The 24,648-nt window shown below is 61.3% G+C and carries 28 protein-coding genes; 16 read left to right on the top strand and 12 right to left on the bottom strand.

What is annotated here, in order from left to right:
* Nucleotides 1-125 precede the first annotated feature (125 nt).
* The 4 genes from SZ63_RS09550 to SZ63_RS09535 all read left to right on the top strand — a co-directional run bounded on the left by SZ63_RS09550 (nt 126) and on the right by SZ63_RS09535 (nt 2,105).
* The gene (locus tag SZ63_RS09550; RefSeq protein WP_048184731.1) at nt 126-548 is read left to right on the top strand and encodes a hypothetical protein; all 423 of its coding nucleotides are present in this window, start codon (nt 126-128) and stop codon (nt 546-548) included.
* Between the two features lie 41 nt (nt 549-589).
* Nucleotides 590-1,093, top strand: coding sequence for a hypothetical protein (locus SZ63_RS13195; RefSeq protein WP_241481310.1), 504 nt, complete (start codon nt 590-592; stop codon nt 1,091-1,093).
* Between the two features lie 92 nt (nt 1,094-1,185).
* Nucleotides 1,186-1,680, top strand: coding sequence for a winged helix-turn-helix domain-containing protein (locus SZ63_RS09540; RefSeq protein ID WP_048184626.1), 495 nt, complete (start codon nt 1,186-1,188; stop codon nt 1,678-1,680).
* Nucleotides 1,681-1,688: 8 nt separating this feature from the next.
* Nucleotides 1,689-2,105, top strand: coding sequence for a hypothetical protein (locus SZ63_RS09535; protein ID WP_048184624.1), 417 nt, complete (start codon nt 1,689-1,691; stop codon nt 2,103-2,105).
* A 129-nt stretch (nt 2,106-2,234) separates the two neighbouring features.
* Here SZ63_RS09535 and SZ63_RS09530 read toward each other — a convergent pair whose 3' ends face one another.
* Together SZ63_RS09530 and SZ63_RS09525 are read right to left on the bottom strand one after the other, a co-directional pair.
* Nucleotides 2,235-3,191 (bottom strand): nucleoside recognition protein, encoded by a 957-nt coding sequence (locus SZ63_RS09530; RefSeq protein ID WP_048184621.1) that lies wholly within the window; start codon nt 3,189-3,191, stop codon nt 2,235-2,237.
* Nucleotides 3,192-3,414: 223 nt separating this feature from the next.
* On the bottom strand, nt 3,415-4,644 hold the full coding sequence (locus tag SZ63_RS09525; RefSeq protein ID WP_206539413.1) for an ABC transporter substrate-binding protein: 1,230 nt from the start codon (nt 4,642-4,644) through the stop codon (nt 3,415-3,417).
* A 149-nt stretch (nt 4,645-4,793) separates the two neighbouring features.
* Here SZ63_RS09525 and SZ63_RS09520 point away from each other — a divergent pair, with 149 nt between their 5' ends.
* The 7 genes from SZ63_RS09520 to SZ63_RS13260 all read left to right on the top strand — a co-directional run bounded on the left by SZ63_RS09520 (nt 4,794) and on the right by SZ63_RS13260 (nt 10,644).
* Nucleotides 4,794-5,873, top strand: a complete 1,080-nt coding sequence (locus SZ63_RS09520) for a FecCD family ABC transporter permease (protein WP_048184618.1) — start codon at nt 4,794-4,796, stop codon at nt 5,871-5,873.
* A 5-nt stretch (nt 5,874-5,878) separates the two neighbouring features.
* Nucleotides 5,879-6,757, top strand: coding sequence for an ABC transporter ATP-binding protein (locus SZ63_RS09515; protein WP_082122744.1), 879 nt, complete (start codon nt 5,879-5,881; stop codon nt 6,755-6,757).
* Complete coding sequence (locus tag SZ63_RS09510) at nt 6,747-7,592, top strand: class I SAM-dependent methyltransferase (RefSeq protein WP_048184616.1); 846 nt, start codon at nt 6,747-6,749, stop codon at nt 7,590-7,592. The genes SZ63_RS09515 and SZ63_RS09510 overlap by 11 nt, the downstream gene beginning before the upstream one ends.
* Nucleotides 7,579-8,829, top strand: coding sequence for an ABC transporter substrate-binding protein (locus tag SZ63_RS09505; RefSeq protein WP_048184613.1), 1,251 nt, complete (start codon nt 7,579-7,581; stop codon nt 8,827-8,829). Before SZ63_RS09510 ends, SZ63_RS09505 begins: the two co-directional genes overlap by 14 nt.
* Before the next feature lie 242 nt (nt 8,830-9,071).
* A complete protein-coding gene (locus SZ63_RS09500) occupies nt 9,072-9,830 on the top strand; it encodes an ATP-binding protein (protein WP_048184610.1) in 759 nt (252 codons plus the stop codon).
* A 42-nt stretch (nt 9,831-9,872) separates the two neighbouring features.
* Nucleotides 9,873-10,454, top strand: coding sequence for a flavin reductase family protein (locus tag SZ63_RS09495; RefSeq protein ID WP_048184608.1), 582 nt, complete (start codon nt 9,873-9,875; stop codon nt 10,452-10,454).
* A gap of 55 nt (nt 10,455-10,509) precedes the next feature.
* On the top strand, nt 10,510-10,644 hold the full coding sequence (locus SZ63_RS13260; RefSeq protein WP_277619449.1) for a hypothetical protein: 135 nt from the start codon (nt 10,510-10,512) through the stop codon (nt 10,642-10,644).
* An 81-nt stretch (nt 10,645-10,725) separates the two neighbouring features.
* Here SZ63_RS13260 and tsaA read toward each other — a convergent pair whose 3' ends face one another.
* From tsaA to SZ63_RS09470, 5 genes are all read right to left on the bottom strand, one after another.
* On the bottom strand, nt 10,726-11,166 hold the full coding sequence (tsaA, locus tag SZ63_RS09490) for a tRNA (N6-threonylcarbamoyladenosine(37)-N6)-methyltransferase TrmO (RefSeq protein WP_241481309.1): 441 nt from the start codon (nt 11,164-11,166) through the stop codon (nt 10,726-10,728).
* Nucleotides 11,167-11,262: 96 nt separating this feature from the next.
* Nucleotides 11,263-12,168 carry a metal ABC transporter substrate-binding protein gene (locus SZ63_RS09485; RefSeq protein ID WP_241481308.1) on the bottom strand — a complete coding sequence of 302 codons (906 nt, stop codon included), beginning with the start codon at nt 12,166-12,168 and terminating at the stop codon, nt 11,263-11,265.
* A 97-nt stretch (nt 12,169-12,265) separates the two neighbouring features.
* Nucleotides 12,266-13,096 carry a metal ABC transporter permease gene (locus SZ63_RS09480; RefSeq protein ID WP_048184602.1) on the bottom strand — a complete coding sequence of 277 codons (831 nt, stop codon included), beginning with the start codon at nt 13,094-13,096 and terminating at the stop codon, nt 12,266-12,268.
* The gene (locus tag SZ63_RS09475; RefSeq protein ID WP_048184599.1) at nt 13,089-13,838 is read right to left on the bottom strand and encodes a metal ABC transporter ATP-binding protein; all 750 of its coding nucleotides are present in this window, start codon (nt 13,836-13,838) and stop codon (nt 13,089-13,091) included. Before SZ63_RS09475 ends, SZ63_RS09480 begins: the two co-directional genes overlap by 8 nt.
* Nucleotides 13,839-13,844: 6 nt before the next feature.
* A complete protein-coding gene (locus SZ63_RS09470) occupies nt 13,845-14,288 on the bottom strand; it encodes a formylmethanofuran dehydrogenase subunit E family protein (protein WP_048184596.1) in 444 nt (147 codons plus the stop codon).
* A gap of 138 nt (nt 14,289-14,426) precedes the next feature.
* Between SZ63_RS09470 and SZ63_RS12475 the strand changes: the two genes are divergently transcribed.
* Nucleotides 14,427-15,116, top strand: a complete 690-nt coding sequence (locus SZ63_RS12475) for a class I SAM-dependent methyltransferase (RefSeq protein WP_052959123.1) — start codon at nt 14,427-14,429, stop codon at nt 15,114-15,116.
* 220 nt (nt 15,117-15,336) lie between these two features.
* Nucleotides 15,337-15,933 (top strand): HD domain-containing protein, encoded by a 597-nt coding sequence (locus SZ63_RS09460; RefSeq protein WP_048184594.1) that lies wholly within the window; start codon nt 15,337-15,339, stop codon nt 15,931-15,933.
* 29 nt (nt 15,934-15,962) lie between these two features.
* Here the strand turns inward: SZ63_RS09460 and SZ63_RS09455 are convergent, their stop codons facing one another.
* Nucleotides 15,963-16,292, bottom strand: a complete 330-nt coding sequence (locus SZ63_RS09455) for a DMT family transporter (RefSeq protein ID WP_048184592.1) — start codon at nt 16,290-16,292, stop codon at nt 15,963-15,965.
* A gap of 158 nt (nt 16,293-16,450) precedes the next feature.
* On the opposite strand from SZ63_RS09455, the gene SZ63_RS09450 reads away from it, so the two are divergent.
* A complete protein-coding gene (locus SZ63_RS09450) occupies nt 16,451-16,678 on the top strand; it encodes a ferredoxin (RefSeq protein ID WP_082122735.1) in 228 nt (75 codons plus the stop codon).
* 251 nt (nt 16,679-16,929) lie between these two features.
* Here SZ63_RS09450 and SZ63_RS09445 read toward each other — a convergent pair whose 3' ends face one another.
* Genes SZ63_RS09445 through hxlB form a run of 4 tightly spaced genes read right to left on the bottom strand, consistent with a single transcriptional unit; the run spans nt 16,930 to nt 20,282 of the window.
* Nucleotides 16,930-17,466, bottom strand: coding sequence for a DUF421 domain-containing protein (locus tag SZ63_RS09445; protein WP_048184590.1), 537 nt, complete (start codon nt 17,464-17,466; stop codon nt 16,930-16,932).
* Nucleotides 17,467-17,523: 57 nt separating this feature from the next.
* Nucleotides 17,524-18,561, bottom strand: a complete 1,038-nt coding sequence (locus SZ63_RS09440) for a M42 family metallopeptidase (RefSeq protein WP_048184586.1) — start codon at nt 18,559-18,561, stop codon at nt 17,524-17,526.
* A gap of 7 nt (nt 18,562-18,568) precedes the next feature.
* The gene (locus SZ63_RS09435; RefSeq protein ID WP_048184584.1) at nt 18,569-19,675 is read right to left on the bottom strand and encodes a pyridoxal phosphate-dependent aminotransferase; all 1,107 of its coding nucleotides are present in this window, start codon (nt 19,673-19,675) and stop codon (nt 18,569-18,571) included.
* A gap of 7 nt (nt 19,676-19,682) precedes the next feature.
* A complete protein-coding gene (hxlB, locus tag SZ63_RS09430; RefSeq protein ID WP_048113455.1) occupies nt 19,683-20,282 on the bottom strand; it encodes a 6-phospho-3-hexuloisomerase in 600 nt (199 codons plus the stop codon).
* A gap of 553 nt (nt 20,283-20,835) precedes the next feature.
* Between hxlB and SZ63_RS09425 the strand changes: the two genes are divergently transcribed.
* On the top strand, nt 20,836-23,454 hold the full coding sequence (locus SZ63_RS09425; RefSeq protein WP_048184581.1) for an ATP-dependent helicase: 2,619 nt from the start codon (nt 20,836-20,838) through the stop codon (nt 23,452-23,454).
* Complete coding sequence (locus SZ63_RS09420; protein ID WP_048184579.1) at nt 23,451-24,167, top strand: metallophosphoesterase; 717 nt, start codon at nt 23,451-23,453, stop codon at nt 24,165-24,167. Before SZ63_RS09425 ends, SZ63_RS09420 begins: the two co-directional genes overlap by 4 nt.
* The last annotated feature ends 481 nt before the right edge of the window (nt 24,168-24,648 follow it).

Here is a 24,648-nt window from a genome sequence, read left to right as displayed (position 1 = left end):
TCTCTCCTGAAGAGAGTTTGGGGATGGAGGAGGGATGAGTGTTGTTATTTGGGTCGGAGAAGTGATCGGGATCGCCCGGATGCCCGCACGGTTTAAGTGCGGGCACAGAGACCTACTGAATGCTCATGGACACGAACTTCTGCCGCCGTTACACCGGCGACGGCACGCCGCCGTCGAATCGCTACTGCCGGGTCTGCCCGGAGGCTGCCTGCGACCGGCTGTGGCGGCAGGTAGTTATTCTCGCCGCATCGAACGGAGGAGATCCGGTTCCGCTCCCGACGACGCGTGCAGTACTTTTCCCGAACCCGAAAAACCCGGATTTCGTCCGGCTGCAGGTCAACTGCCGGTGGGGTCTCCCGAAGGAGGACTTTCTGCACTACGTCGCCACCGGCCACGCGGGGATGGGGCGGCGGGGGCAGCGGAGCGACCCCCGCGCATCCCCGAGTTGCACCCGCCAGGAGCCCTACGTGCAGGCGATCGTCGAACTGCTCGGCGGGATGGAGATTCCGGAGATACGGGCGGTGCGGGAGGCGCAGAGGGGTGGGTGAGCCGGGGGTGGTTCATTGAGAAGCAGCCGCGTTCGTGAGCGATGCAATCTGCAGGGCCACCTGTATGCGATGAAACCGGATACGGTGAGACAACACAGGCTTTCCGTGCGGCTCAAAAAAGCCGTCGCCAGAGCGTATTTATGATCCTGATGAGGGAGGAAAACCGATATCGGCCCCTCAAAAGCAACGAGGCGCAAACCGCCACATTATATATCACAACGAAAAAAACTGTAAATCAGTGCCCTATGTCATGCGATCTCCCTGATGAAGCGCTCTTTATTCTCGATGTTTTATACAAGGGAAGGCACTTTCGGACGGATGCAGGCTACCATTCCGAAAAACTGTACAAAATTTATATAAAGAAATTCACGGGACGATCCTGTCTGTCCATTGAAGATACACTTCAGATCCTGATGAACGACGGATATGTGGCGAAGATCAGGAAAAAGAAAGTGAAATACTACATAGCCGACATGAAGAGCGCCATCTTTGCTCTAAAAAGCCATGGGTATAACGTCGTTGATGGGCGATATCGTAAGCTCTGACATTATGCAAAATATTTTTATCACTTGTGACAATACCAGTTATCGGTACGCGTATAGCATTCTTGATCACTGCATGAGATTATGTGAGATCTATGGCACGTCCGTTTGAAGGATTATTTGGAAATACCTGCGAGTTGAGAATTCTCGAGTTCCTCCTGCCGCTATCCGACATGGAATTTAACGTTACCGAACTCGCAGAAGAGGCAGGCGTTTCGCGTGTCACCGCAGGCAGGGTCGTGAAAAAATTTGTTGCATGGGGCCTCCTGAACGTGGGTACAGGAAGGGTTCCTCTCTACTCGATTAATACGGATTCTTCGATTGTACGGCGCATTGATGACCTGAACAATGCCCTCATCGAGAAAATGCTCGGTGAAGAACGGCTTAAAGAAATCCACGAGTATATCCAGGACAGGGATGTCAGCGCACCACTGAACATCTCCGCAGAGGAGGGCTGGATTTCCGGGTATGCTCCTTTTGAGGGTGGAGCCTGGGGGGGCAGTGTCATTGGAGCGACATCTGTGCCCGTCCCACCTTGTGCGACTGCAGATAGCATCTATGGCGATGAGCATCCGAGATATTTCCAGTGAGGAAAATTATGTCAAGGCAAGATTTCTTCAGAAAGGAACTCGTCACCGAGTTGCGGCGGGTAGAAGCGATGATGCGAAAGGAAGAGAACATTGAGAAGAAAATTTACTATTTCTCTGCAGCGTATGGGATTACCAATCGCACACTCCGCTATGCATTCACTGATGACTACCTTATGGCTGATTTCGTCCTCAATACCTGCTATACGGGGTTGATGGATCGGTTTAAACGCATTCGTTCCGGCGATAGCACAGTCCCACTTGAAGCGAGGCATTTTGAAAAAATTCAAGAAGGAATGAGGTTGCTTGCCGATGCTTTCGACGAAGGTACATCGATCCTCAAACCTCTCGAAGCCATACTGACTGCTACCTTCGCGACATCAGGCCCCGGGAATTATCTGCGGGAAAAAGGGGATCTACAGATCTAATCCAATTATCCCGTTTTCAAAGAATTTCCACGCCATCGAAGAACTTTTTTTACAGCACCAAAAGAGCGAAGCAGCCTGCTAACACATCCCGACGCTTGACCCAGGAACGCCACCCGCCACGCCGCACTCTCACCCCCACCCGAATCCGTACGCCAGCACGGCGACCAGCAACACCATAATCCCGTTCCGGAGCACCGTCGAGACGAGCATGATCTCCGTTCCCGTCCGCATCCCGAAGATCGCGACGTAAGAAGACCCGAGCCACCGGATGCTCCGCGTCACGCTGGTGAGGACGTTGCCGACGAGCAGGGTGAGGACGATCTGCTGCCAGGTCATATCCCCCGCGGCGAGCAGGGCGGACGCGACGCTCGCACCCGCGACGAAACTGCCGAACTGCGCCGCGATGACGGCGAACCCCTCCGGCGGCACGGGGAATGCTGCTCCCGCGCCCTGCATCATCCCGGCAAGCCGGTCGAAGACGCCGGCGTTGATGAGGAACGCGACGACGACGACGGTGGGGACGGTGATCGAGAGCAGGCGCGTGAGGGTCTTCTTCGAGGAGGTGCACGCCGTCCGTAGCGCCTCCCGGAGCGTGACGGCCGGCTCCTCTGCCGGAACGAACGGTGCGCATGGCGAGGGGGTGAGGACGGCACGGCCGAAGAGCATGACGATCACGGTCTTTGCGAGGCCGACGAGCATCAGCAGGCCGAAGTAGACGAGGCCGGGGATGCCGAGGAGCGGGACGTAGACGGGGAGGAGATAGCGCCAGTGCATGACCACCGTCGGAAACGAGTTCATGGTTGCCGCGATGATCATCTCCCTGCGGCTGATGATCTCCTTTGCATGGTAATCCACGAGCATGGCGTTCGCGGCCGGAGGAGAGACGAAGGCCATGAGGAAACTCGTGCCGCACTCCTCCCGCAGGCGGGCGAACGAGGTGAGGGGGCGGGAGAAGGCCGCAATCCTGCCGGCAATCTTCAGGGCGACGAGCACCTCGGCGAGGAAGACCCCGACGACCATCATCGGGACGACCTCGCCGAGCAGCCCGGCCGCGAGCGTCGCCGTCTGAATGATACCGTCGTACATGGTTCTCCCGGGGACTGCCGCACCCCTGTGATATGAAGAACCTGTGCTTTCAATCTAATAAATAATTGGATTCGTGCCTTAAAATTCCACCAAATATGATTTAGGACAATATTGGTAGCACTCACGCGCAGGGATGCCGCCGGGGACACCATGCCCCCGGCCGGGACTCGCGACCACGATGGCGTGGAGATGAGCTCCACGCACGGCCGCCGATCTCCGGCGCTCAGAAGGTCTCCTCGACCATCCAGTCCATCCACTGGACCGACCGGAGTTCCTTCGCCGTCGCTTCATCGACCCCGTAAACCTGCTGGTAGAAGTCAAGCGTCCACTCGCCGACATTGATGTCCGCGAACCTATCCGGGTATGCAGCCTTTGCAATCACCATCGCCTCGATCGGGTATTCCAGCCGCTTTGCCCAGTTGTAGGGCGTCCATGGCAGGGCGTAGACCCGGTGGTTCCTGACCGCAGAAAGTTCCTGCAGGTTCTGGTAATACGGGGCGGTATACAGCTCCTCCGCCGGGTGGTAGCCCTGTGCAGTCGGGAGAACTACCACATCAGGATCGAGCGCAAGAACCTGCTCGGTCGAGACGACAACGAACGCCCCGGTGCCCTCATACGCGTTCTTCGCGTTTGCTATCTCCTCGATGAAATAAGACTCGATTGTATCGCCGCCCCAGGCCATTCCGGCACCGCCGCCCTGCCGGGCCCGCGGCGAAAGACCGAACTGCATCATCCGCGGTTTTTCACTATCAGGAATGTCTTTCGTGCGCTCCCGAATCACGGCGATCTCCCCCTCGAGATAGGACGCAAGCGCATCAGAATCCTCCTGCCGTGCAAAGACCTCGCCGACGAGCCGGATCTCTTCGCCGACATGGTCCACGGTCGGGCGTTCCTGATACGGCGGGCCGACAAGAACAACGAGCGGGATGCCCAGCGAGTCAATCGTCTGGATCGTCTTTTCAAGGCTTTCATCGGATCCTGCGCTGAACGCCCATGCCCCGGCACGGAGGAAGACGACATCCGGTTCGAGGGAAGCAAGCGTCTCGTAGTTGATCGCCGTCCCGCTCGTAACCAGCACCGGGAGGTCGGCAAGATCGGGTACGAGATACCTGACCGGATTCATGCCGTTTTGGTATTCATACGTCCCGCCACTTTTCGCCTCGAAGGTGTAATTGTAGTCCTTAATCCATTCGCCGCCGAGCCCGACAACCCGGTCCTGCATTCCGAACCGGTACATGATGCCCTCGACGAACCCATCGTCGATGCAGACGACCCGATCGATCGTCGCCGGGATCTCCACCGTCCGCCCGCGCATATCGGTGATCGTCCTTATCCCGGACGGGTCACCCACCGGTTCGCCGGCGGTCGTTCCCGTGCACCCGCAGAAGAGGATCGCACAGAACAGGCAGACAAAAAGCAGGGCGGCCCTTCCGCCGCAACAACTACGTTTCATAGATATGAATTGAATAAGTATCATATAAAGTTGGATTATTTGCATCAAAGAAGATTTTAATTAACTAAAGTAACATCAGATATTAATAATTTATATATTATTGCTACCAAGATGACGGTGTCCACGCCGACCGGGCAGGAGGATACCGCATGACAGAGTCAACAGGCTTCAAACAACTCCTCATCAACCAGGGTTACGATCCCGTCGACGGATTCGGAGAAGGGAGAAAGATCGCTGTTCTCGCGGCCCTCGCCGCCCTGCTCCTTGCAACGGCCTGCATCGCCGCCGTCATGGGGGCGTACGACATCTCGATCACCGACACGTACCGGACAATCCTTGTCCACCTCACGCTCGGCGACGTTACCTCTCTACCGAAACTACACAACACCATCATCTGGGACATCCGCGTACCGAGGATCATCCTTGCCGTCTCTGTCGGCGGAGCGCTTGCCATTGCAGGCGCCGTCTTTCAGGGTGTTTTCAGAAACCCGCTGGTCGAACCCTACATCCTCGGCGTCTCGTCGGGAGCAGCCTTCGGTGCGGCCCTCGGGATCGTCTTTCCGGCGATATTCTTCTCGATCCAGCTCTCCGCGTTCATTTTCGGCGCCCTCGCAGTCACCCTCGCCTACATCCTCGCCCGCGTTCGCGGCGAGACCCCCATCATCACGCTCATCCTCGCCGGCGTGATCATCGGGTCGATCTTTTCCGCCCTCGTCTCGCTCCTCAAGTACACCGCAAACGATACGGCACTGCGAGAGATCGTCTTCTGGCTGATGGGCGGGTTCTACTACGCGACCTGGAACGACGTCCTCCTCCTCGCCCCTGCGGTTCTCGTGAGTTTCGTCGTCCTCTGGGGGCTCGGGTGGAAACTCAACGTCCTCTCCATGGGCGACGATGAGGCGCGAACGCTCGGGGTAAACCCCGAGAGGTACAAATTCGTGGTCATCGCGCTCGCCACCGCCATCACCGCGTTCGCCGTCTCCCTCGTCGGTATCATCGCGTGGGTCGGGCTCATGATGCCCCACGCGTCCAGGATGCTTCTCGGGCCCGACAACCGGTTCGTCATCCCTGCGTCGCTGATGATGGGCGGGTGCTACCTGATCGTCTGCGATACGCTTGCAAGGACGCTGACGACGGCCGAGATCCCGGTCGGCATCCTGACCTCCATCCTCGGAGCGCCGTACCTCTGCTACCTGCTCCGCCACAAGGGCAGAGTCATCTTCGGGTGATTGTCATGCTGTACGTCCAGAACATCCATTTCAAATACGGGACTGTCCCCGTGCTCTCGGGAATATCCTTCTCGGTAGGGAAAGGCGAACTATGCGGCCTCTTCGGTCCGAACGGGTCAGGAAAAACGACGCTCTTCAAGTGCTGTCTGCGGTTCCTGAACGCCAATCAGGGTACGGTACAGATATGCGGCGACGACGTCTCGCAGCGCTCTATCGAGGAACTCGCACGGCTCGTCGCCTACGTGCCGCAGGAGCACAAACCGCCCTTCCCCTACCTTGTGAGAGAGGTCGTTCTCATGGGAAGGACACCGCACCTCGGGGGATTCTTCGGGGTGAAGAGGCGCGACAAGGAGATCGCCATGGACGCGTTGGCCGCACTCGAAATCGCCGATCTCGCCGACCGGCCGTACAACCAGCTCTCGGGCGGCCAGCGGCAGATGGTCCTGATGGCTCGCGCCATCGCTCAGGACACCCCGATACTCTTCCTTGACGAGCCCACAAGCGCCCTCGATTTCCAGAACCAGATGCGGATATGGCAGATCATGCGCGATGTCGCCGAGGACGGCAAGACGATTCTCGCCTGCAGTCACGATCCGAACCATGTTGCCTGGTTCTGCAGCAGGGTCGTGGTCATGGGGTCGGGACGTGTTGTCGCCGAAGGCGAGCCGATGGACGTCATCTCCGAGGATGTTCTCGAGGCGATCTACCGGGACACATGCGCAGTGCGGACGTTCGAGGGCGTGCAGATGGTGATGCCCCGTTGCGTTGCGGAGCGTCGGGAGAGCCGGGTGCCGGCAGCCGGGGGGCTGCCCGCACGGACGGGCGGCGGTGTGGACGTGGGATCACAATCTACTGTACTAGCGGAGAATTTCAATGACATATAGAGAGACCGACTGGAATGCTGTCTGGAAGGAGTTATACGACGTGAACGCATGCTGCCGTGGCGGTGACTGCGGGTCAAACTGGGAATCGCGGGAGAGGGCGCTCGCCTTCCTGAAGCAGTCCCGGGAGAACCCCATCCGGATCCGCCACGTCATCAGGGGGCTGCCGGTCGGGCCCGGAGCGCGGGTGCTCGATATCGGCGCCGGACCGGGAACCCTGGCGGTGCCGCTCGCAGGCGTCGCCGCTCACGTCACCGCCGTCGAACCGGCAACGGGAATGGCCGGGGTGATGGCCGAGTACGCTGCGGAATCGGGCGTATCGAACCTCACGATCGTGCGGAAACGCTGGGAAGATGTCGACCCCGCCGCCGATCTCGAAGGGCACTACGACGTCGTCGTCGCTTCGTACTCGCTCGGGATGCCGGATATCAGGGCGGCGATCGAGAAGATGTGCGAAGCGTCCTCTCGATGGGTGTATCTCTTCTGGTTTGCCGGAACGACGTCCTGGGAACAGGCGATGATCGACCTCTGGCCGCAACTTCACGGGAGGGAATACCAGCGCGGGCCGAAGGCCGACGTCCTCTTCAACGTCCTCTACTCGATGGGGATCTGCCCGAACGTCGAGACCTCGCGGCTGGAGCACGTCCGCAGGTTCCCGGACCTCGAAGCGGCGGTCGCCGAATTCAGGGAGCAGTACGGCGTAACCATCCCCCGGCAGGAGGCGACCCTCAGAGACTACCTCGCCGGGACGCTCTCGGAGAACGGCGGTGACCTTCTGCTCTCCGGCATGACCACGAGGGTGAAACTCTGGTGGGAGGTGACGGGTGCGGGCGAGTGAGGTCTATGGCGGAACAGCCGTCGCCGTGCTTCTAGTGTTTCTGGTCGCCCTCTGTGCTGGATGCATCGGAACGGAACAGCCCGCAGAAGCACCAGGCAAAACTGCTGAACCCGGATACCGGACGGTCGTCGACTCCCGCGGGGTCGCGGTGCAGGTGCCGGAGAAGATCGAGCGGGTCGTCACCATCTCCGACGGCATGATAGAGGGGACGATGACGTATCTCGGGACGCAGGACACCATCGTTGGAGTGGGTTCATCCTGTCTTCAGAGGAACTTCAATTATGAATTCCCGACGAACCATGGAGAGTCATACTGGTATCGTAACGGAATGAATCCGGTGACGTACCTGAACCGCCGAATCATGGAAATCCCCCGTATTGCCGAATCCGGAACAGCACTCAACTACGAATCCCTTGTAGCGCTCGAACCGGATGTGGTAATCCTACGAGTCGGTTCATGCACCGCCCGGCAAGTCGACGACGAATCCGTCACAAAAACAATTTCGACAATTGAGTCTCTAGGCATTCCTCTGATCGTCGTCTATGGGCCCCCTGCATTCAAAGATCCTGATCTCACAAAGATATCTGATGAGATCATGATTATCGGGCAGGTCTTTGGAAAGGAGGCGGATGCGTCAAAACTCGCAGGTTATCTTGAGGAGCAGGTCTGTCTCATCGATGAGCGGACGAGAGACATCCCGCTGGATGAGCGGCCGCGCGTACTCATCTTAGGGCTTTCACCCACCGCAAGGAATGCAGGAGGCGCCGGGCAGGTCTTTGGCCTTGACACCATCGAGTCGTACTTCATCGAAGAGATAGCCCATGCACAGAACGCCTTTGCAGAACCCGGATACTTCAAGACGGTCTCGGCTGAACAGATTCTGAGCATCGATCCGGATGTCATCGTCCTCTGCACGGCAAACGGATACCACCCGCCGGAGGAACTCTATTCGGCACCCTACTACCAGAACCTGCAGGAGCTTGAGGCGGTGAAGAACAGGCGGGTCGTTGCCTGGCCATGGACGCCCTGCAACTGTGCCAAGCGCCTTGAATACCCGATCGACGCGATGGTGATTGCAAAAGCGGCGTATCCGGAGCGGTTCGCGGACATCGAACTGTCAGAGTGGCTGCTGGACTTCTACAAGAACGTCTACGGCGTGGACGACGACACTGCACAAGCCCTCAGATCGGCGCAGTGGATGGATTGGTGCGTGGAAACGTGTCCATCATGCGGGTGAGTGAGATATGAAAACGCATTCTGCCTTGATCATCGGTGTTGCGGCGTCATCCGTATCGCGCTTGCTGGCGGCCGTCCTCTTCATGGCGGCCACCTCCGTAAATCCGGGCGGTCTGAGTTCCCGATCAACCAGATGATCATGGCAAAGACGGTCTGTCCCAACCGATTTACGGATGTCGACCTATAAACTCAAAAGAACGCAAGCAAAAATCGAAATTCAGACAACGAAACGGAAGTCAAAAAATGAAGATCGCTATTTGCGGAAAAGGAGGCAGCGGGAAGAGCACCCTCGCTGCCCTGCTCGCGCATGAGTATGCACGGAGGAACCGCCCCGTGCTGGTCGTCGATACCGACGAGTCGAACCTCGGGCTGCACCGTCTGCTCGGGACGGACGCACCGCCCGACCTGATGGACTACTTCGGGGGCAAGAAGGCCATGGGGGAGAAGATCATGGCAGCGATGCCCGACCTGGCGTCCGTCAACCTGATCGAGGTGGCCTGGACGTTCGACGACCTTCCAAAGGACTATGTCGCCGAAGACCATGGTGTTCGGCTCGTCGCCATCGGCAAGATCCACGATGCGGGAGAGGGATGTGCATGCCCGATGGGAATGCTTGCCAGGCAGTTTCTTAGAAGTCTTCGCCTCGGTGACAGCGATGTTGTTATCGCAGACACCGAGGCGGGGATCGAGCACTTCGGCCGCGGAATCGATCAGGAGGCCGACGTGATCCTCATGGTGCTCGACCCCTCGTTCGAGTCGCTGCGGCTCGCGGAGAAGATCACGGGAATGACGGAGGGGATCGGCGTCCCGCTCTACTATGTGCTGAACAAGACGGATCCGGCCATGGCTGCCCGGATGCGCGAAGGGATTGCAGATCCGTCCCGGATCATCTGCGAAATCCCGCAGGAGCCAGGCATTCTCGAAGCAGGTCTCGGCGGACAGGCGTTGACGAACGGACACCAGACCATCGGCTTACTGGTCGGGGCGCTGGAAGGGCGGTAGCCGCCCGTAGAGAATAATACCGACGTAAAGAGCGTAGAAACCATGAAACTACCACCGCACAGCCGTGAAAACGTTCTGCCGCTTCCCGTGGTGCTCATCTCGACGATCTCGAAGGCCGGGATCCAAAATGCCGCACCCTGGGGGAACATCACCCCGATCCTCCGGCCTCTCGACGAGATTCTCCTCGCCTCCTGGCTGCGGCGCGACACCCTCGACAATATCAGGGAGACCGGCGAGTTCGTCGTCAACGTGCCGCCGGCCACGATGGTCGAGGAAGTAATGATCTGCGCCCGGAACTTCCCGCCCGAGATCGACGAGTTCGAAGAAGCCGGGCTCACTCCCCGGCCTTCAACCGTCGTCGCGCCGCCCGGCATCGAGGGATCGGTCGCATGGATGGAGTGCCGGCTCGTCGAGGAGATCACGAGAGAGATGTATGCGCTCGTCATCGGTAGCGTCGTCCATCTCGAAGTGAACGACCGGTATGCCACCGATGGGGGCGATATGGACTTCGGCGCCGCCCGGCCGCTCTGCATGGTCTGCAGCAACGACGGGATCCGGTTCGCTTACCCCGTCGATGCAGAACGGTTTGCATCCTACTCCGAGATGTTCGTCCGGAGATCCTGATCGTCCCCCATCGGCCGGAAACACCTATATCCCCCGGGCGGAAAAAGAGACCGTTATGCCGATCTGCAGCGACTGCGCCCTCTATACGAAGAAGACCGGGACAGGGGGGGAATGCAGCATCAACGGCCCCGTTCCCGCCGACCGGGACGCCGGGCGGTGCCCTTTCCGGACGTTCCGGCCACGTGGATGACGTCGTGACGTTTGAGGGGCACCACGCCAATCCCGATGACCGTCAACCCGGCACGGCTGATCGGGTTGGAATGAAACCCGATCACTTCGGACAGTCGATCTCTTCCGAGTAGGGTTTGATATCGAGGACCGGCGTCCCGTCGAGAGCCTCCAGCCCCCTGACCCGGATCGTCCCGCCCGTTATGTTGATGACATCGACGAGCGACAGGCTGATCGGATTCGGCCGGTTGGGGGAACGGGTTGCAAACACACCATGCTCCACCGGTTTGTGCGGGGGTGTCACACGGAGCACCGTCCGGTCGGACCGGTCAAACCAGCAGAGCACGAAGAGGTGTTTCTTCTCCTCAACCCTGAAAAGGCCGGGGAGGTATCGCTCGTCGATGACAATCTCCGCTTCGGTGTCGGTCAGCCTGCCCTGCCGTGGAGCATCCTCTTTCTTCTTATACGGCGAAGAAACGTACCCGATAGGGTTCAGGTCGACGTTCGTGATGCTCCCCTCCCGGTAATGGCGACGGCACTGCAACTCTCTTCACAGAACGGCGATACACCGGTTCTCGTGATCTCTATCTGTAGTTCCATGGTTTTCTCCGTAATCAAAAGGTAGCGGTAAGAGGATCTCCTACCGCCTGCGGGTGAGCAGCAGGGAGCTGCCTCCAAGGATTGCCGCAACGGCCAGGATTCCGGGCAGCGGAGCAGCAGTCGCGGCCGGTGCAGCCGCTTCTCCCGACGCAGCCTGCACCGGTGTGACCAGACCCTTGTTGTAGCGGATGACGTCGGGGAGCGAGTCGACGCCCGGGAGCGACTTGGGGAAGTTGGTGAAGATGATCCGCTCTGCAGGCACCCCGTTGTCGTGAAGCGCCTCCTCGAGGCCCTTTGCCAACTCCCCCGACTGCATGTTCTCGATGACGTACTTCACGTTCCGATACTTTTCGGGATGATTGCGGATATCGTCAACGACGACCCGCGGGGTGAATTTTCCACCCTGATAGAACTCCGGCGCATAGATGGACACCAGGTTCAGCCCGAGCCAGCCGACCGCTGCGTCCTCCTGCCAGACCATCACCACGGCATCCTGACCGGGAATCGTCTCCCGTTCTTCAGGGGTGAGATCCGCAGCATCGATCTCCGCAAGGTAATCATCCAGCCGCGCTTCATAGTACGTCCGGTTTGCCGGGTCTGCAGCGATCAGCCACCCTGCCACCTCGTGGGAGAGGTTTCTCGCCCCCGACGGGGTGTTCCAGATCATGGAGGGGTTTTCCAGGGTCACCCACTCCGCCGTGCCGTAGTCGCTGGCAGCCATGAAGTCGTCGACATACGGCATCACATAGGACTGATCGACCGACCCGTTGTGCGCAACGAAGAGGTCGGAATCACGGATGAAGTCCTTCTCCAGCTGGATACGGTTCGGGATGATGTCCGCCTGCATGTGGGGGCAGATGGTCGGGTCGGCGATGTAGATGGCCTCGACCTTCTCCCCGCCGATGTACTGGATGGGATCCCAGAGAACGGTGGTCGTGGAGACCACCGTAAGGGCATTTACCCCGGGTGCTACGAAAAGTAAGGCAAGTAGGAAAGATAGGGTACGAATTCGATTCATGTTGAGAATAGTTGTGATTGATATGTTAAATCTTGCGAAACGTGACGCGCCGCCGGGGTGAGAGGAGCACCGCGGCGATGAAGACGGCGGAGAAGAGAACGGCGGTCAGGGGAGCGACCGGGAGGGAGTATTCCAGGCCGACAAGGGCGCCGGATATGCTGATCACGGCGGCTACGGTCGGAGCGACCACGAACATCGTGGACAACCGGTTGCAGAACTGGAGGGCGATTGCCGCCGGGGTGACCAGCCAGACGTAGAGGAGGAGGCCCCCGATGATGGGGAGGCAGAGGGCGACGGTGAGCGCAATGACAAAGAGCATCGCGTAGTAAACCGGTTTCACCCGGATCCCCACCGACTCCGCGATCCTCTTGTCAAAGATGATCGCGGTGATCTCCTTGTAGAGGACGACGATAAAGGCGATCGCAACGATGCAGATGACCGCGAGGAGATATATCTCTTCGCGGTAGAGGGAGATGACGTCCCCGAAGAGAAGGCCCATGGCGGAGAACCCCTGCCCGAGGGTCTGCATGTAGGCGATGAAGAAAATGGCCACGGCCATGCAGATCCCGAACAGCAGCCCGAGCGACGTATCGGGAGAGAGCCGGGCCCTATCCGAGAGAGGGCCGATGAGGAAGGCGACGGCGACGCCGGCCACGATGGAGCAGACGGTTGGATTGAGGGAGAGGAACATTCCCACCGCCGCACCGGCAAAGGCGGCATGGGCCATGGTGAACCCGATGGAGGAGATCTGCACCTGGGTGATGATCACGCTGAGGACGGCGCAGGCGACGGAGGCGAAGAGCATGGCCTCCACGGCATGGCAGACGATGTTGTTTGGAATGATGAACTCAAGCATGCGAGGGCCCTTTTCCGGCATTCCGGACGATCTGCTCTACCTCTTTTGGGGGGCACTCCCGGCTGACCACGATCTTCCCCTCCTGCATCACCACAACCCGCACCGGCCTGTCAGGCAGGTCGTCGAAGGCATGCGATACGATCAGCACCGTTATCCCGCTCCCGACCAGGCGGGCAAGAAGGCGATTGATCTCCTCGCGGGCAAACATGTCCAGGTTGGAGAAAGGCTCGTCCAGAAGGAGAACTTCTGGATTGCGGGCCAGATTCTGGGCCATGAGCACCTTCTGCTGCTGCCCGCCGGAGAGCTGTCCGATGGGGCGGGCGGCGAGGTCCTCGATGCCAAGCAGGTGCAAGGATTTTTTCACCGCTTCGTAATCCTCCGTCCGGGGCTTCCGGAAGAGGCCGATCGTGCCGTAGCGCCCCATCAGGACGACCTCCTCGACCGTGAACGGCGTAAGCGGATCGAAGGCAAAGTTCTGGAGGAGGTAGCCGACCCGGCACCGCACCTGCACCCCGTCCCCCCGCACGTCCTGCCCGCATACGACAGCCTTTCCGTGGGTGATGTGGAGCATCCCGTTTATGGTCTCAAGCAGCGTGGTCTTCCCGGCCCCGTTCGGGCCGCCAATCACCACAAACTCCCCCCTCCCTATCGAGAGGGAGATGTCCGTCAGGGTGGGGCGATCCGCACCCTCGTAGGCGGTATACACGTTTTCAAGCCTGATGACAGGGTCCGATGCGGTCATAGCGCTTCAGGGCGAGGAGATGTCGAAGAGTTCGTCGTCGCGCCTGTAGTACATCTCCTCGGCCACGGCCTCGATCGCGGCCTCGTAGTCCATATCCCGCTTCGGGAGGGGGAACGGGCGCGGAGTGACGGTGATCCGTCTCCCGTCGGCTTCAAAAGAGCAGCTGACGGTCTCCGAGGAGATGATCTCGATGTTCCGCTTCCCAAGCGTACACCCGCTCCCGAGCTGGACCCCGTCTGCCAGGCAGGACTGCGGGGGCACCCCGGCACAGCGGACCTCGGCCTTCATCCGGAACGGGTCGTCGCAGAAGTTACCCCGTATATACTTCCCGATCCGGTACCCGAGGACGATATAGGGCCCCAGATGACCGTGGAAAGCGGCAAGGTCGGCTACGGAGAAGTCATTTTTGATATTATAGTATCTGCAGTGGCGGTGGGTCTCTGCATCCATGGAGTATCATCCGTAGAGATAATATTTAATAATTGTTTATTCAGACTACGTATGAAATAAGCGTCGCTATTTCCCATCAAGGTAAGGTGTTTTTCCAATGTACAACCCGGAGCGATCATACAGGACGGCTGGTGAAGGATGACCGAAACGCACGAGGTCCACGGCGTCATGGATGCAGAGGAATACGACCATCTCATCAGGGCCATCGTGCCCGGTCAGCCTCTCCTCCTTGCCACCATCATCGATTACCTGCCTCCTCACCCACGGCGGATTCTCGAACTTGGCTGCGGGACCGGGATCCTTACCGCGATGATCCGGGAGGAGTATCCCGACGCGAAGATAACCGGGATCGACCTCTCACCGGAGATGCTGACGGCTGCAACGGCAAAACCCGATCTTGCCGGGGTCGAATTTCTTGCACAGGACCTGCGGGATGCATGGCCGACCGATCGCTACGATGCGATCGTCACCTCGCTCTGCCTCCACCACGTCTCAAAGGAGGACCGGGTTTTGGTCGCTCGCCGGGCTTTGCAGGCGCTTTCGCCCGGTGGCCGGTTCATCTGCGGGGACATCTTCCGGGCCGAAGACGACCGGGAAGAGCAGATGCAGAGGGAGATCTGGTGCCGGGGCATGAAGCGAGGAGGAGCTTCCGACGACATCATCCGGGGGATGAACGCACAGCGTGATAAGCATATGTCCACCTTCACCACGGTTTCCGGGTTCCGGGAGATGCTGGTGGAGTCGGGATTCGGTCGTGCGGCTGTGCCGTTCACCTCGGGCTTCGTGGGCCTGGTGGTGGGGTTTGCAGGAGATCCTGAGAGGGTTTGACGGGAGATAACCTCCCATCCTTCTGCATCTCCCGCCCGTGCCCGCGGGCACTTGCATGTCACAGGCAAGAGGCTGCCGTACAATCCCGGGCCTGACGGGCGCATGCCTCCTGCCGTGCCCCGGTTTGTCCGTGGTACGGGAAAACAGCGGAGCGGCACGACCGCCGAAACGGCCGACCGAAAAGAAACCGTATTCAACCCCGGAACAACAGACGTGTATCATGAACGAAGAGACGGCCGCGATGCTCGATTACGTCAGGGCGGCGTTCCGTGAATCGGGGGCGCACGGGTTCGACCATACCGGGAGGGTCGTGCGCCTCTGCGAGCACCTCGCCGCCCGGGAGGGTGCGGATATGGCGGTCCTCATCCCGGCCGCCCTCTTCCACGACATCGCCCGGCCCCTTGAAGAGGAGACGGGCGTCCCCCACGAAGAAGAGGGAGCACGGATAGCGGAATCCTATCTCCGCTCCGTCCGTTACCCCGAAGATCGCATCGCGGCCATCGTCCACGCCATCCGTGCGCACCGGTACAGTTCGGGCATCGCCCCGGAGACCCAGGAAGCCCGGATCCTCTCGGATGCGGACAACCTCGACGCGATGGGCGCGGTCGGGATCGCGAGGACGTTTATCCGGGCCGGAGAACACGGACGGGGTATCGCGGATGCAACCGGCCACTTTCACGAGAAACTCCTGAACCTCAGGGATCTCATGTATACAAAGTCCGCCCGGGAGATTGCGGAAGAGAGGCACGCATTCCTCGTTGCGTTTCTCAAAACCCTGGACGGCGAGATAGGCGCCCGGATCCCGCCGGATGTGTAATAGAGGGGATACCCCCGGCACAGGCCCCCTCACGCATCCGAACAGAACCGCAGCCCCACGATCCCCGACACGATCAGAAGGAGGCAGAGGAGGCGGACGACGCTCCTTGACTCGCCGAAGAGCACGATCCCGGCGATGACCGTTCCGACCGCCCCGATGCCCGTCCAGACGGCATATGCTGTCCCGAGCGGAAGACCGTAGAGCGACCGCGAGAGGAGGTAGATGCTCCCGGCCATCACGGCGAGGGTCGCCACCGACGGCCAGACCTTCGTGAACCCTTCGGTATACTTGAGGCCGAGCGCCCAGCCGGCCTCCAGGAGCCCGGCAAAAAACAGGGTAATCCAGGCGGTATTCTGCATGAGCCTTCTCCCGTTTGGCCCCGGAAGCGTTATACTTTGTCCGCCCGGCCTCTCCCCGGGCGACGGGGCGCTCGCCCGGAGAGCCATACGGACCGTCCGCCTCCGTCATGTTTAACATGGAAGAGTACCCTCCCGGAGCTCCAAAGGAGGTGTGGAGAGTGGTAAAAGTTACCATCGACAGACCGGGATGCACCAGCTGCGAGTCGTGCTGGACGCTCTGCCCGGAAGTCTTCGAACAGGACCCAAACGACGACCTGAGCTCGATCACGGAGCAGTACCGGGCCGGCGGCAACCCCGCGGAGGGCGAGGTGCCCGACGACCTTGCCGACTGCGCCCTGGAAGCCGCCGATTCGTGCCCGGTCGCGGTCATCATCGTCGAAGAATGAGACGATCCGGGCACCGGCGGGTGTATCGGCGCCGAACAATTGTCATGCTCATGGCCGGACAAGAACTATAACCTTCGAGAGCTACGTGGGGTTTTGCCTGGGAGAGGGATCAACCAGAAGGTGCATCACCATGATGCAGCAGTTCACAGGCCAAGGCGGTTAAGGCCTGCGAACACCAAAAATGCTGCACCCATGGACCGAAAAGCACCCCGGTCACGATCCCGCCTCCCGGGCACATCGTTCCTCTGACCTCACCGGCGTGGTCCTGCCACATCGACGAGCACTCCCGGACCGTCCCCGCCCTTCGTCAGCACCGAGAGGTTCCCGTTCGTCTCGAGGACGATTGCGTGCACGCCCTCGAGGGATGCGACGCCCTCCGACCGCAGCGCCTGCCGGATCTCGCTCTCGGCGATCCGCTCCCGCCGCATCGCGCCGTGCAGGAACTCTCCCGCGTGGAAGAGGAGGCGGGGCTCCGACTTTACGGCCTTCTGCACCCCACTCGACCTGACGGACGACCAGGAGACGGCGTACTGCAGCACGACCAGGATGCCGAGGGCGAGCAACCCCTCCGCAAGCGAGACGTCTCTTGAGACGATCGTCGAGGCAAGGATCGAGCCGACGGCCACGTTCACGATGAAGTCGAAGGCGTTCATCGACGAGAGCGTCCGCTTCCCCGAGAGGCGGACGATGATCACGAGAGCCACGTACGCGCATACGCCGACGATCAGGACGCGTGCCAGGAAAGCAGGGTCGCCAAAAAGGATCTCCTGCAGGAATCCGTCGCTCATACCCCGCACTGCACGGGGGACGGTATAGCATTTTCTGCAGGCAGAGCGTCAAAAAAGTTAGAGCTCGGGCCTGCTCTTCAGCGCCTCGACGAGGAGCCGGACACCCGCCTCGACGTCGGCGGTATCGACCACCTCGACCGGGGAGTGGATGTAGCGGGCCGGGATCGAGAGCGGGATGCTCGGGATACCGCCCCGCTCCAGGTGGATGATCGTCGCGTCGGTGTTGCCGCCGGTCCCGACCTCGAGCTGGCAGGGGATGTCCTTCTTCTCCGCGGTCTCGCGGAGCCACGCGGTCATCCTCGGATCGGCCATCAGCCCGCGCCCGCTCGCGCTGACGAGAACCAGGACCGGGCCCTTGCCCATCTCGACGCTCGCGTCCTTCTTCTCGATCCCCGGGTGGTCGCCGGGGATGGTGACGTCCGTCGCGATCGCGCAGTCGGGGTTCAAGGAGTAGGCGCTCACCTTCGCGCCTTTCAGCCCCAGCTCCTCCTGGACGGTGAAGACCCCGTAGATCGTGTGCGGGGAGTCCGTCTGCTGCAGCGCCCGGATGAGCATCGCGACGCCGACCCGGTTATCGAGCGCCTTTCCCGTGACGCGGGTGCCGGCAAGGTCCGTGTACTCGCGGTCGATGGTGATCGGGGTGCCGATCTCGATCCCGAGGTCCTTCACCTCCTCCCCGCTCGCCGCGCCCACGTCGACGAACATATTCTCGATCTTGATCTCCTTCTTGCGCTCCTCTTCCTTCATGACGTGGGGAGGCTTTGCGCCGAGGACGCCCATGGCCGGACCCTTCTTCCCGTGCAGGATCACCCGCTGGCAGTAGAGCACCGGCCCGTACCAGCCCCCGATGGGGACGACCCGGATGAACCCCTTCTCGTCGATGTACTGCACCATCAGGCCGATCTCGTCCATGTGGGCGGCGAGCATGATCGAGAAGTCGCCGCCGCGCTTCACGGCAACCAGGTTCCCCATCGCGTCCTCGCGGAACTCGTCGACCACTCCCGCAAGTTCGGCCCTGACGATATCCCTGATGTTTCCTTCGCTGCTCGAGACGCCGTGGGCGTCGGATAACTTCCTGAGTAACTCTTTCACCATGCTTCTCTCACCTCATCAGTTCCCCGAGGCGCCCGACCGCTCGGGAGAGGTTCTCCCGGGAGGTCGCGTAGCTGAAGCGCGCATATTCGGGCGCCCTCGAGCCGAACGCCGAACCCGGCACGATGATGACGCCCGCATCGACGGCCTTCTCGATAAGGGTTCGCCCCATCGGGACGAACATGTAGAACGCGCCTTCCGGCCGGGGGAAATCGAACCCGAGACCGGTGAGCCCGTCGTAGAGGAGGTCGCGGCGGGCGCGGTACTCGCTCCGCATCCGGGCGACCGGCTCCTGGTCGCCGGTGTATGCGGCGAGCGCGGCATACTGCGATATCGAGGTCGCGCACGCCTGGGCGTACTGGTGCACCTTGAGGAACTCCGGGATGTAGTCCCCGGGTGCCGCAAGGTAGCCGACCCGCCACCCGGTCATGGCGTAGGTCTTGCTCGCGGCATTCACGGTGATGACGTCGTCGCCGAACCGGGCCGCGCTGACGTGCTCCTTCTCGTAGATGAAGTGCTCGTAGACCTCGTCGGAGACGACGGTGACCTTACGGTCGTTTGCATACTCCACGAGGGCGCGGATCGACTCCTCGCTCTCGACGGCGCCGGTCGGGTTAGCGGGAGAGTTCAGGACGAAGACCCGCGCACCGTCCATCTGCTCCTTCGCCCGTTCGACGTCGATGTGCAGGGTCGCATCGAGCCCGACGCCCTCGGGCTTTCCGCCGGCGATGGTCGCAAGAGCGGCGTAGGAGACAAAACCCGGGTCGGTGAAGAGGACACGGTCGCCCGGGTCGACGAGCGCCTCCATCACGAGGTGGAGCGCCTCGCTCCCTCCCGCCGTGACCAGGATCTGCTCCGGCCGGCAGGCGAGTCTGTTCTCGCGCGCGAGTTTCTCGCAGATAGCCTCCCGGAGTTCCAATATCCCGGCGTTCGGGGTGTAGCCGGTCCTCCCCTCCCTGATGGCGCCGATCGCGGCCATCTTGATGTGATCGGGGGTGTCGAAGTCCGGCTGCCCGATGCCGAGGTTGATCGCGTCCGGCCCTCCGGCTTCGAAGAGCTTGCGGATACCCGACATCTCCACCCCTTTGACCCGGTCGGCATACCTGTGTTCGGTCATAATTATCTCACTCGATGTTTGCGTGGCGGCACTGGAGGTCCTCGGGCCGGCACTGGGTGATCTCCATCAGCCGGGATATGATCGCGTCCGCAAAGACCATCGCGGTCGTCTCGAAGATGGTGCCGAGCGGTGCGAACGACTTGTGTTCGCCCATCATCTGCCGGATCTCGAACTCCGCAGACTCGTCGGCCACCTTATCCCGCTGGCTCTCGATGATGACGATACAGTCGGCGATGCGGCCGATCCTCGAGTCTTTCTTCGACGTGATGAGGCAGATCCTCCCGCCGATCTCCTTTGCGGTCTCGGAGATATCCGCAACCGTCTTGGTCGCGCCGGACCCGGAGAAGACGATAATGACGTCTCCCGGCTTCATGGCCGGGGTCACGGTCTCCCCGACGACGAATGCGGAAAGCCCGAGGTGCATCAGGCGCATGGCAAACGATTTCGCTACGAGCCCGGAGCGCCCGGCGCCCATGGTGTAGATGCGGTTTGCGTTCAGGATCTCGGCGAGGAGCGCATCGATCTCGTCGTCGGACATCACGTCCGCGATCGTCCGGATCTTGGTCGCCATCAACCGCATCATGTTCTTAACCGGGTGATTTGTCATCGTAGTTCCGCTGTTAGGTTTTACCAGATCATACATTAGAATATCCCAGAAACTCCGGGACGGGGGTGCCCGCCCTCTTCCCCCGGGTTTGCCGGAACCGGGGGGAGAAGGGGGGCGGGCATTGCCGAAAAGGGCAGCAAAATGCAGTCTCTCGCGACAGGGGGGTCGCGGTTCGCGGCCGGCTTGCCGGCAGGATCCCGCCGGGAACCCAATACCGCGAAAACCATGTCGGAATCCCCATATACGCACAATAAACCCGCCAAATACCGCCCATCCACCCCCGCAGATCGCCTCCAGAGACGCAAAAGGCTATTTTGGATGATCGCAAAATACATACAAAATTCGGCGCAGCGCTCCGGCCGCAACAGGAGCATTACGGCTGTCAGAACTCATTTCTGCAGCACCATACCCCAAATTCGACGCCCCATAGCGCCGATGTTGGTAAATTCTCCCGGACAAGGAGCGGATAAGGGATTACGCGGACCTGCCGTTCCCCGCATCGCTATGCGGGAGGGCGCACGGCGGGACCCAGGGGACGACAAGAGGTAACAGGATGGAGAAGCGGCCGGAAAGGCATTCGAACGAGGAGATTCTCGATCTCCTCGACGAGAACGTACGGGAATGGTGCATACGAAGACTGGGCGGGCGGTTCACCCCGCCGCAGCGGATGGCGGTCCCGCTCATCCACGAGAGGAAGAACGTCCTCATCTGTTCGCCGACCGGGTCGGGAAAGACCCTCTCGGCGTTTCTTGCGATCATCGACGACCTCTTCGTCCGGGCACGGGCGGGGGCACTCGAAGACAGCGTCTACTGCCTTTATGTCTCGCCGCTCAAGTCGCTTGCAAACGACATCCACAAGAACCTCAGCCTGCCGCTCGACGGAATCGCCGGGATCGCCCGCGAGGGCGGGATCGACCACACGCCGCTCCGCCACGCGATCCGGCACGGGGACGTCTCGCGGGCGGACAAGGCGAAGATGGCGCGAAAACCCCCGCACATCCTCAACATCACCCCCGAGACCCTCGGGATCCTCCTGAACTCCCCGAAGTTCCGCGAGAGCCTCCGGACAGTCCGGTGGGTCGTCGTCGACGAGATCCACTCCCTCGCAGGCTCGAAGCGCGGCGTCCACCTCTCGGTGAGCCTTGAACGGCTCGAGGAACTGGTGAAGGAAGCAGGCGGCGGCTTCACCCGGATCGGGTGCTCGGCGACGATCGAGCCCCTCGCCGAGGTCGGCCGGTTCCTGGTCGGCGCCGGGCGCGAGGTGGAGATCGTCGACACCCGGTTCGCGCGGGAGTTCGACCTGAAACTCCTCTGCCCGGTCCCCGACCTCATCGACACCACCCCCGAAGACCTCTCGCGGCACCTCTACTCGACGATCCACCGCCTCGTCCAGGAGCACAGCAACACGCTCGTCTTCACGAACACCCGGAACGGCGCCGAACGGATCCTCTATAATCTCCGCGCCCGTTACCCTGAGTGGTATACGGAGGAGAACACCGGCTGCCACCATGGCTCGATGGGGACGGACGGGAGGCTCTCCGTCGAGGAGCGGCTCAAGTCCGGGAGGGTGAAGGTGGTGACGACCTCGACGTCGCTCGAACTCGGGGTCGACATGCCGCACGTCGACCTCGTCCTCCAGGTGGGCTCCCCGAAGTCCGTCGCGGCGCTCCTCCAGCGGGTCGGGCGGGCCGGCCACCGCCTCGGCGAGGTGGTGAAGGGGCGGATCGTCGTCCTCGACCGCGACGAACTCGTGGAGTGCGCGGTGATGCTCCGGGAGGGGCAGAACGGGTTCGTGGATAAAATTCACATCCCGGAGAACTGCCTGGACGTTCTCGCGCAGCACGTCTTCGGGATGGCGCTCGATGGAGAGACGCGGATCGACGGGATGCTCGAGGTGGTCCGCCGGTCGTACTGCTACCGCGACCTCGAGGAAGAGGACCTGATGAGCGTCGTCCGCTACCTTGCCGGGGAGTACGCGGGGCTCGAGGAGCGGCGGATCTACGCGAAGATCTGGCACGACGAGGAGGAAGGGACGGTGCGAAAACGGGGGAGGAACGCCCGGATGATCTACTTCCAGAACTCCGGGACGATCCCCGACGAATTCTCCTGCGACGTCCTCACCCGCGACGGGGTCTTTGCCGGCAACCTGGACGAGAAGTACCTGGAACGGATGAACAAAGGCGACGTCTTCGTCCTCGGCGGGCGGCGCTACCGGTTCGCCTACCGCCGGGGCGGGAAACTCTACGTCGACCCGACGACCGACCGGCCGACGATCCCGAGCTGGTTTTCGGAGAAACTCCCGCTCTCGTTCGACCTCGGCCTGCACGTCCTCCGGTTCAAGGAGATGATGCTCGAAGCGTTGGAGAGGGCGGGAACGGAAGAGATCGTCGAGAGCCTCCTCGCCGACTACCCCATCGACGAGAACAGCGCCCGGAGCATCTGCGCGATCTTCGAGCAGCAGGTGCTCTACCTGGGCGACGAAGCCGTCCCGACGCTGAAGCGGATCGTCGTCGAGGAGCAGGTCGACCGGGAGAACCATCGCCGGCTCTACTACTTCATGACCAACTACGGGCTGCGGTTCAACGACGGGTTCTCCCGGATCGTCGCCTTCACGATCGCCCGGGACGTGACGGCGAACGTCTCGGTCGGTATCAGCGATACCGGGTTCCTGGTCTCGATCCCGCTCGAGAAGCAGGCCGACCCAGCACGCATCCTCCGGGCCATCCGGGCCGACGAGTGCAACGCGATCCTCGAGGAGGCCGTCGGGGACACCCAGCTCCTGAAGCGGGTCTTCCGGATCAACGCCGCCCGGTCGTTCATGATCCTCCGTAACTACATGGGCAGGCGGAGAAGCGCCCGGCGCCAGCAGGTGAGCGCCGATATGCTGATCTCGTTTGCCAAGCGCCTCCCGGGCTTCGCCGTGATGCGGGAGACCTACCGGGAGGTGATCGATGACCGGTTCGAGGCGGAGAACATCCGGCGGATCGTCGACAGGATCGGTGCCGGTGAGATCGCGGTCGTCCTGACCCGCGCCGCGTCCCCGAGCCCGCTCGCGTTCGGAATAGCGACGCTCGGCGTCTCCGACGCGGTCTACGCGCAGGACAAACTCTCGATGCTCCGCGAGTTCCAGCGCCGGGTGATGAGCAGCATCGGAGGCGAGGCGGCGGCATGAACGCGGTCACGGAGGCCGACCTCCTCTCCCGGTTCGGCTTCTACAAGGGCGCGCTCTACGTCAGGGAGCAGTCCCTCTGCGTCGTCTCCGACGTCCATATCGGACTTTCCGAGGCGCTCTACCGGCAGGGGCTCCACTTCCCGCTCCACGAGGAGGAGACGCTCCTCGAACGGTTCGAGGCGATCCTCGGCCGGTTCAAGCCGGAGGCCTTCGTCCTCGACGGGGACATCTTCCACGCCTTCGACCGGGTGAGCCGGGACGTGAAGGAGACGTTTCAGACGATCCTCGCGACACTGAAGGCCAGGTGCGAGGTCGTCCTCGTCCGGGGATCGCACGACGTCATGCTGCCGGCGATCAGGGGAGGGTCGGTCGAGCGCTACGACCGCGGCGGCTACACGGTGGTCCACGGCGATCAGGCGGTCGAAGACCACGGAACGCTCATCATCGGCCACGATCACCCGGCGATCGAGATCGACCTCGCCCGGTTCCCCTGCTTCCTCTATGGGGAGGGGGTGGTGCGCGGGAGAGACATCATCGTATTGCCTGCATTCAATCCGCTCTCCCCCGGCGTCATGATCAACTACGCAAGGAGCCGGGACTTCCTCTCGCCCATCCTCCGCCGCGTGGATGCAGGAAGCCTCCAGCCGGTGGTGGAGGTCGACGGCGAGGCGGTCGTCCTTCCGCCGCTCGCCGGCATCCGGCGGTTTGCGTAAATTATGGACAGCGATCTGGGCTCGCACGGGGTGCGAGATGCGGTGGTTCGCTAGAGCTGAAGAAGACCGAAAGACTTCGAATCGATCTAATCTCACGCGAAGAACGACTTCCCCTTTGGGGAAGGAGTTTGAGAAGCCGTAGGCTTCGAGCCGCGAAGCGCGACTGGCCGAAGGTGCGACGTTCCTCCGGAATGCGACGGGCTGAAGGGTGCGACCGCCGGAACGGCAGGAGCATGAGAAAACGCGAAGCGTTTTCGGGGCCGGAGCATGAGCACCGATCGGTGCGAACGGAGCTGGAGCACCGTTAGGTGCGTGGGCAGGAGCGTGAGCACCGGTAGGAACGACGTTCCTAGAGGAACGGAGTTCGAGCACCGAAGGTGCGAGGTGCGAAGAACGCGAAGTTCGGCAGATGGGTATGGTAACTCCCCTTCGCGGCTTCGCGCTCTTCGCGTGAGGCTGTATCGTTATCTGCACCTGTTAT

This window comes from Methanoculleus sediminis, from assembly GCF_001017125.1.
In the GTDB taxonomy this organism is placed as follows: domain Archaea; phylum Halobacteriota; class Methanomicrobia; order Methanomicrobiales; family Methanoculleaceae; genus Methanoculleus; species Methanoculleus sediminis.
The sequence above is the reverse complement of the archived record's forward strand: the minus strand, read 5'-3'. Positions and strand labels throughout refer to the sequence as shown.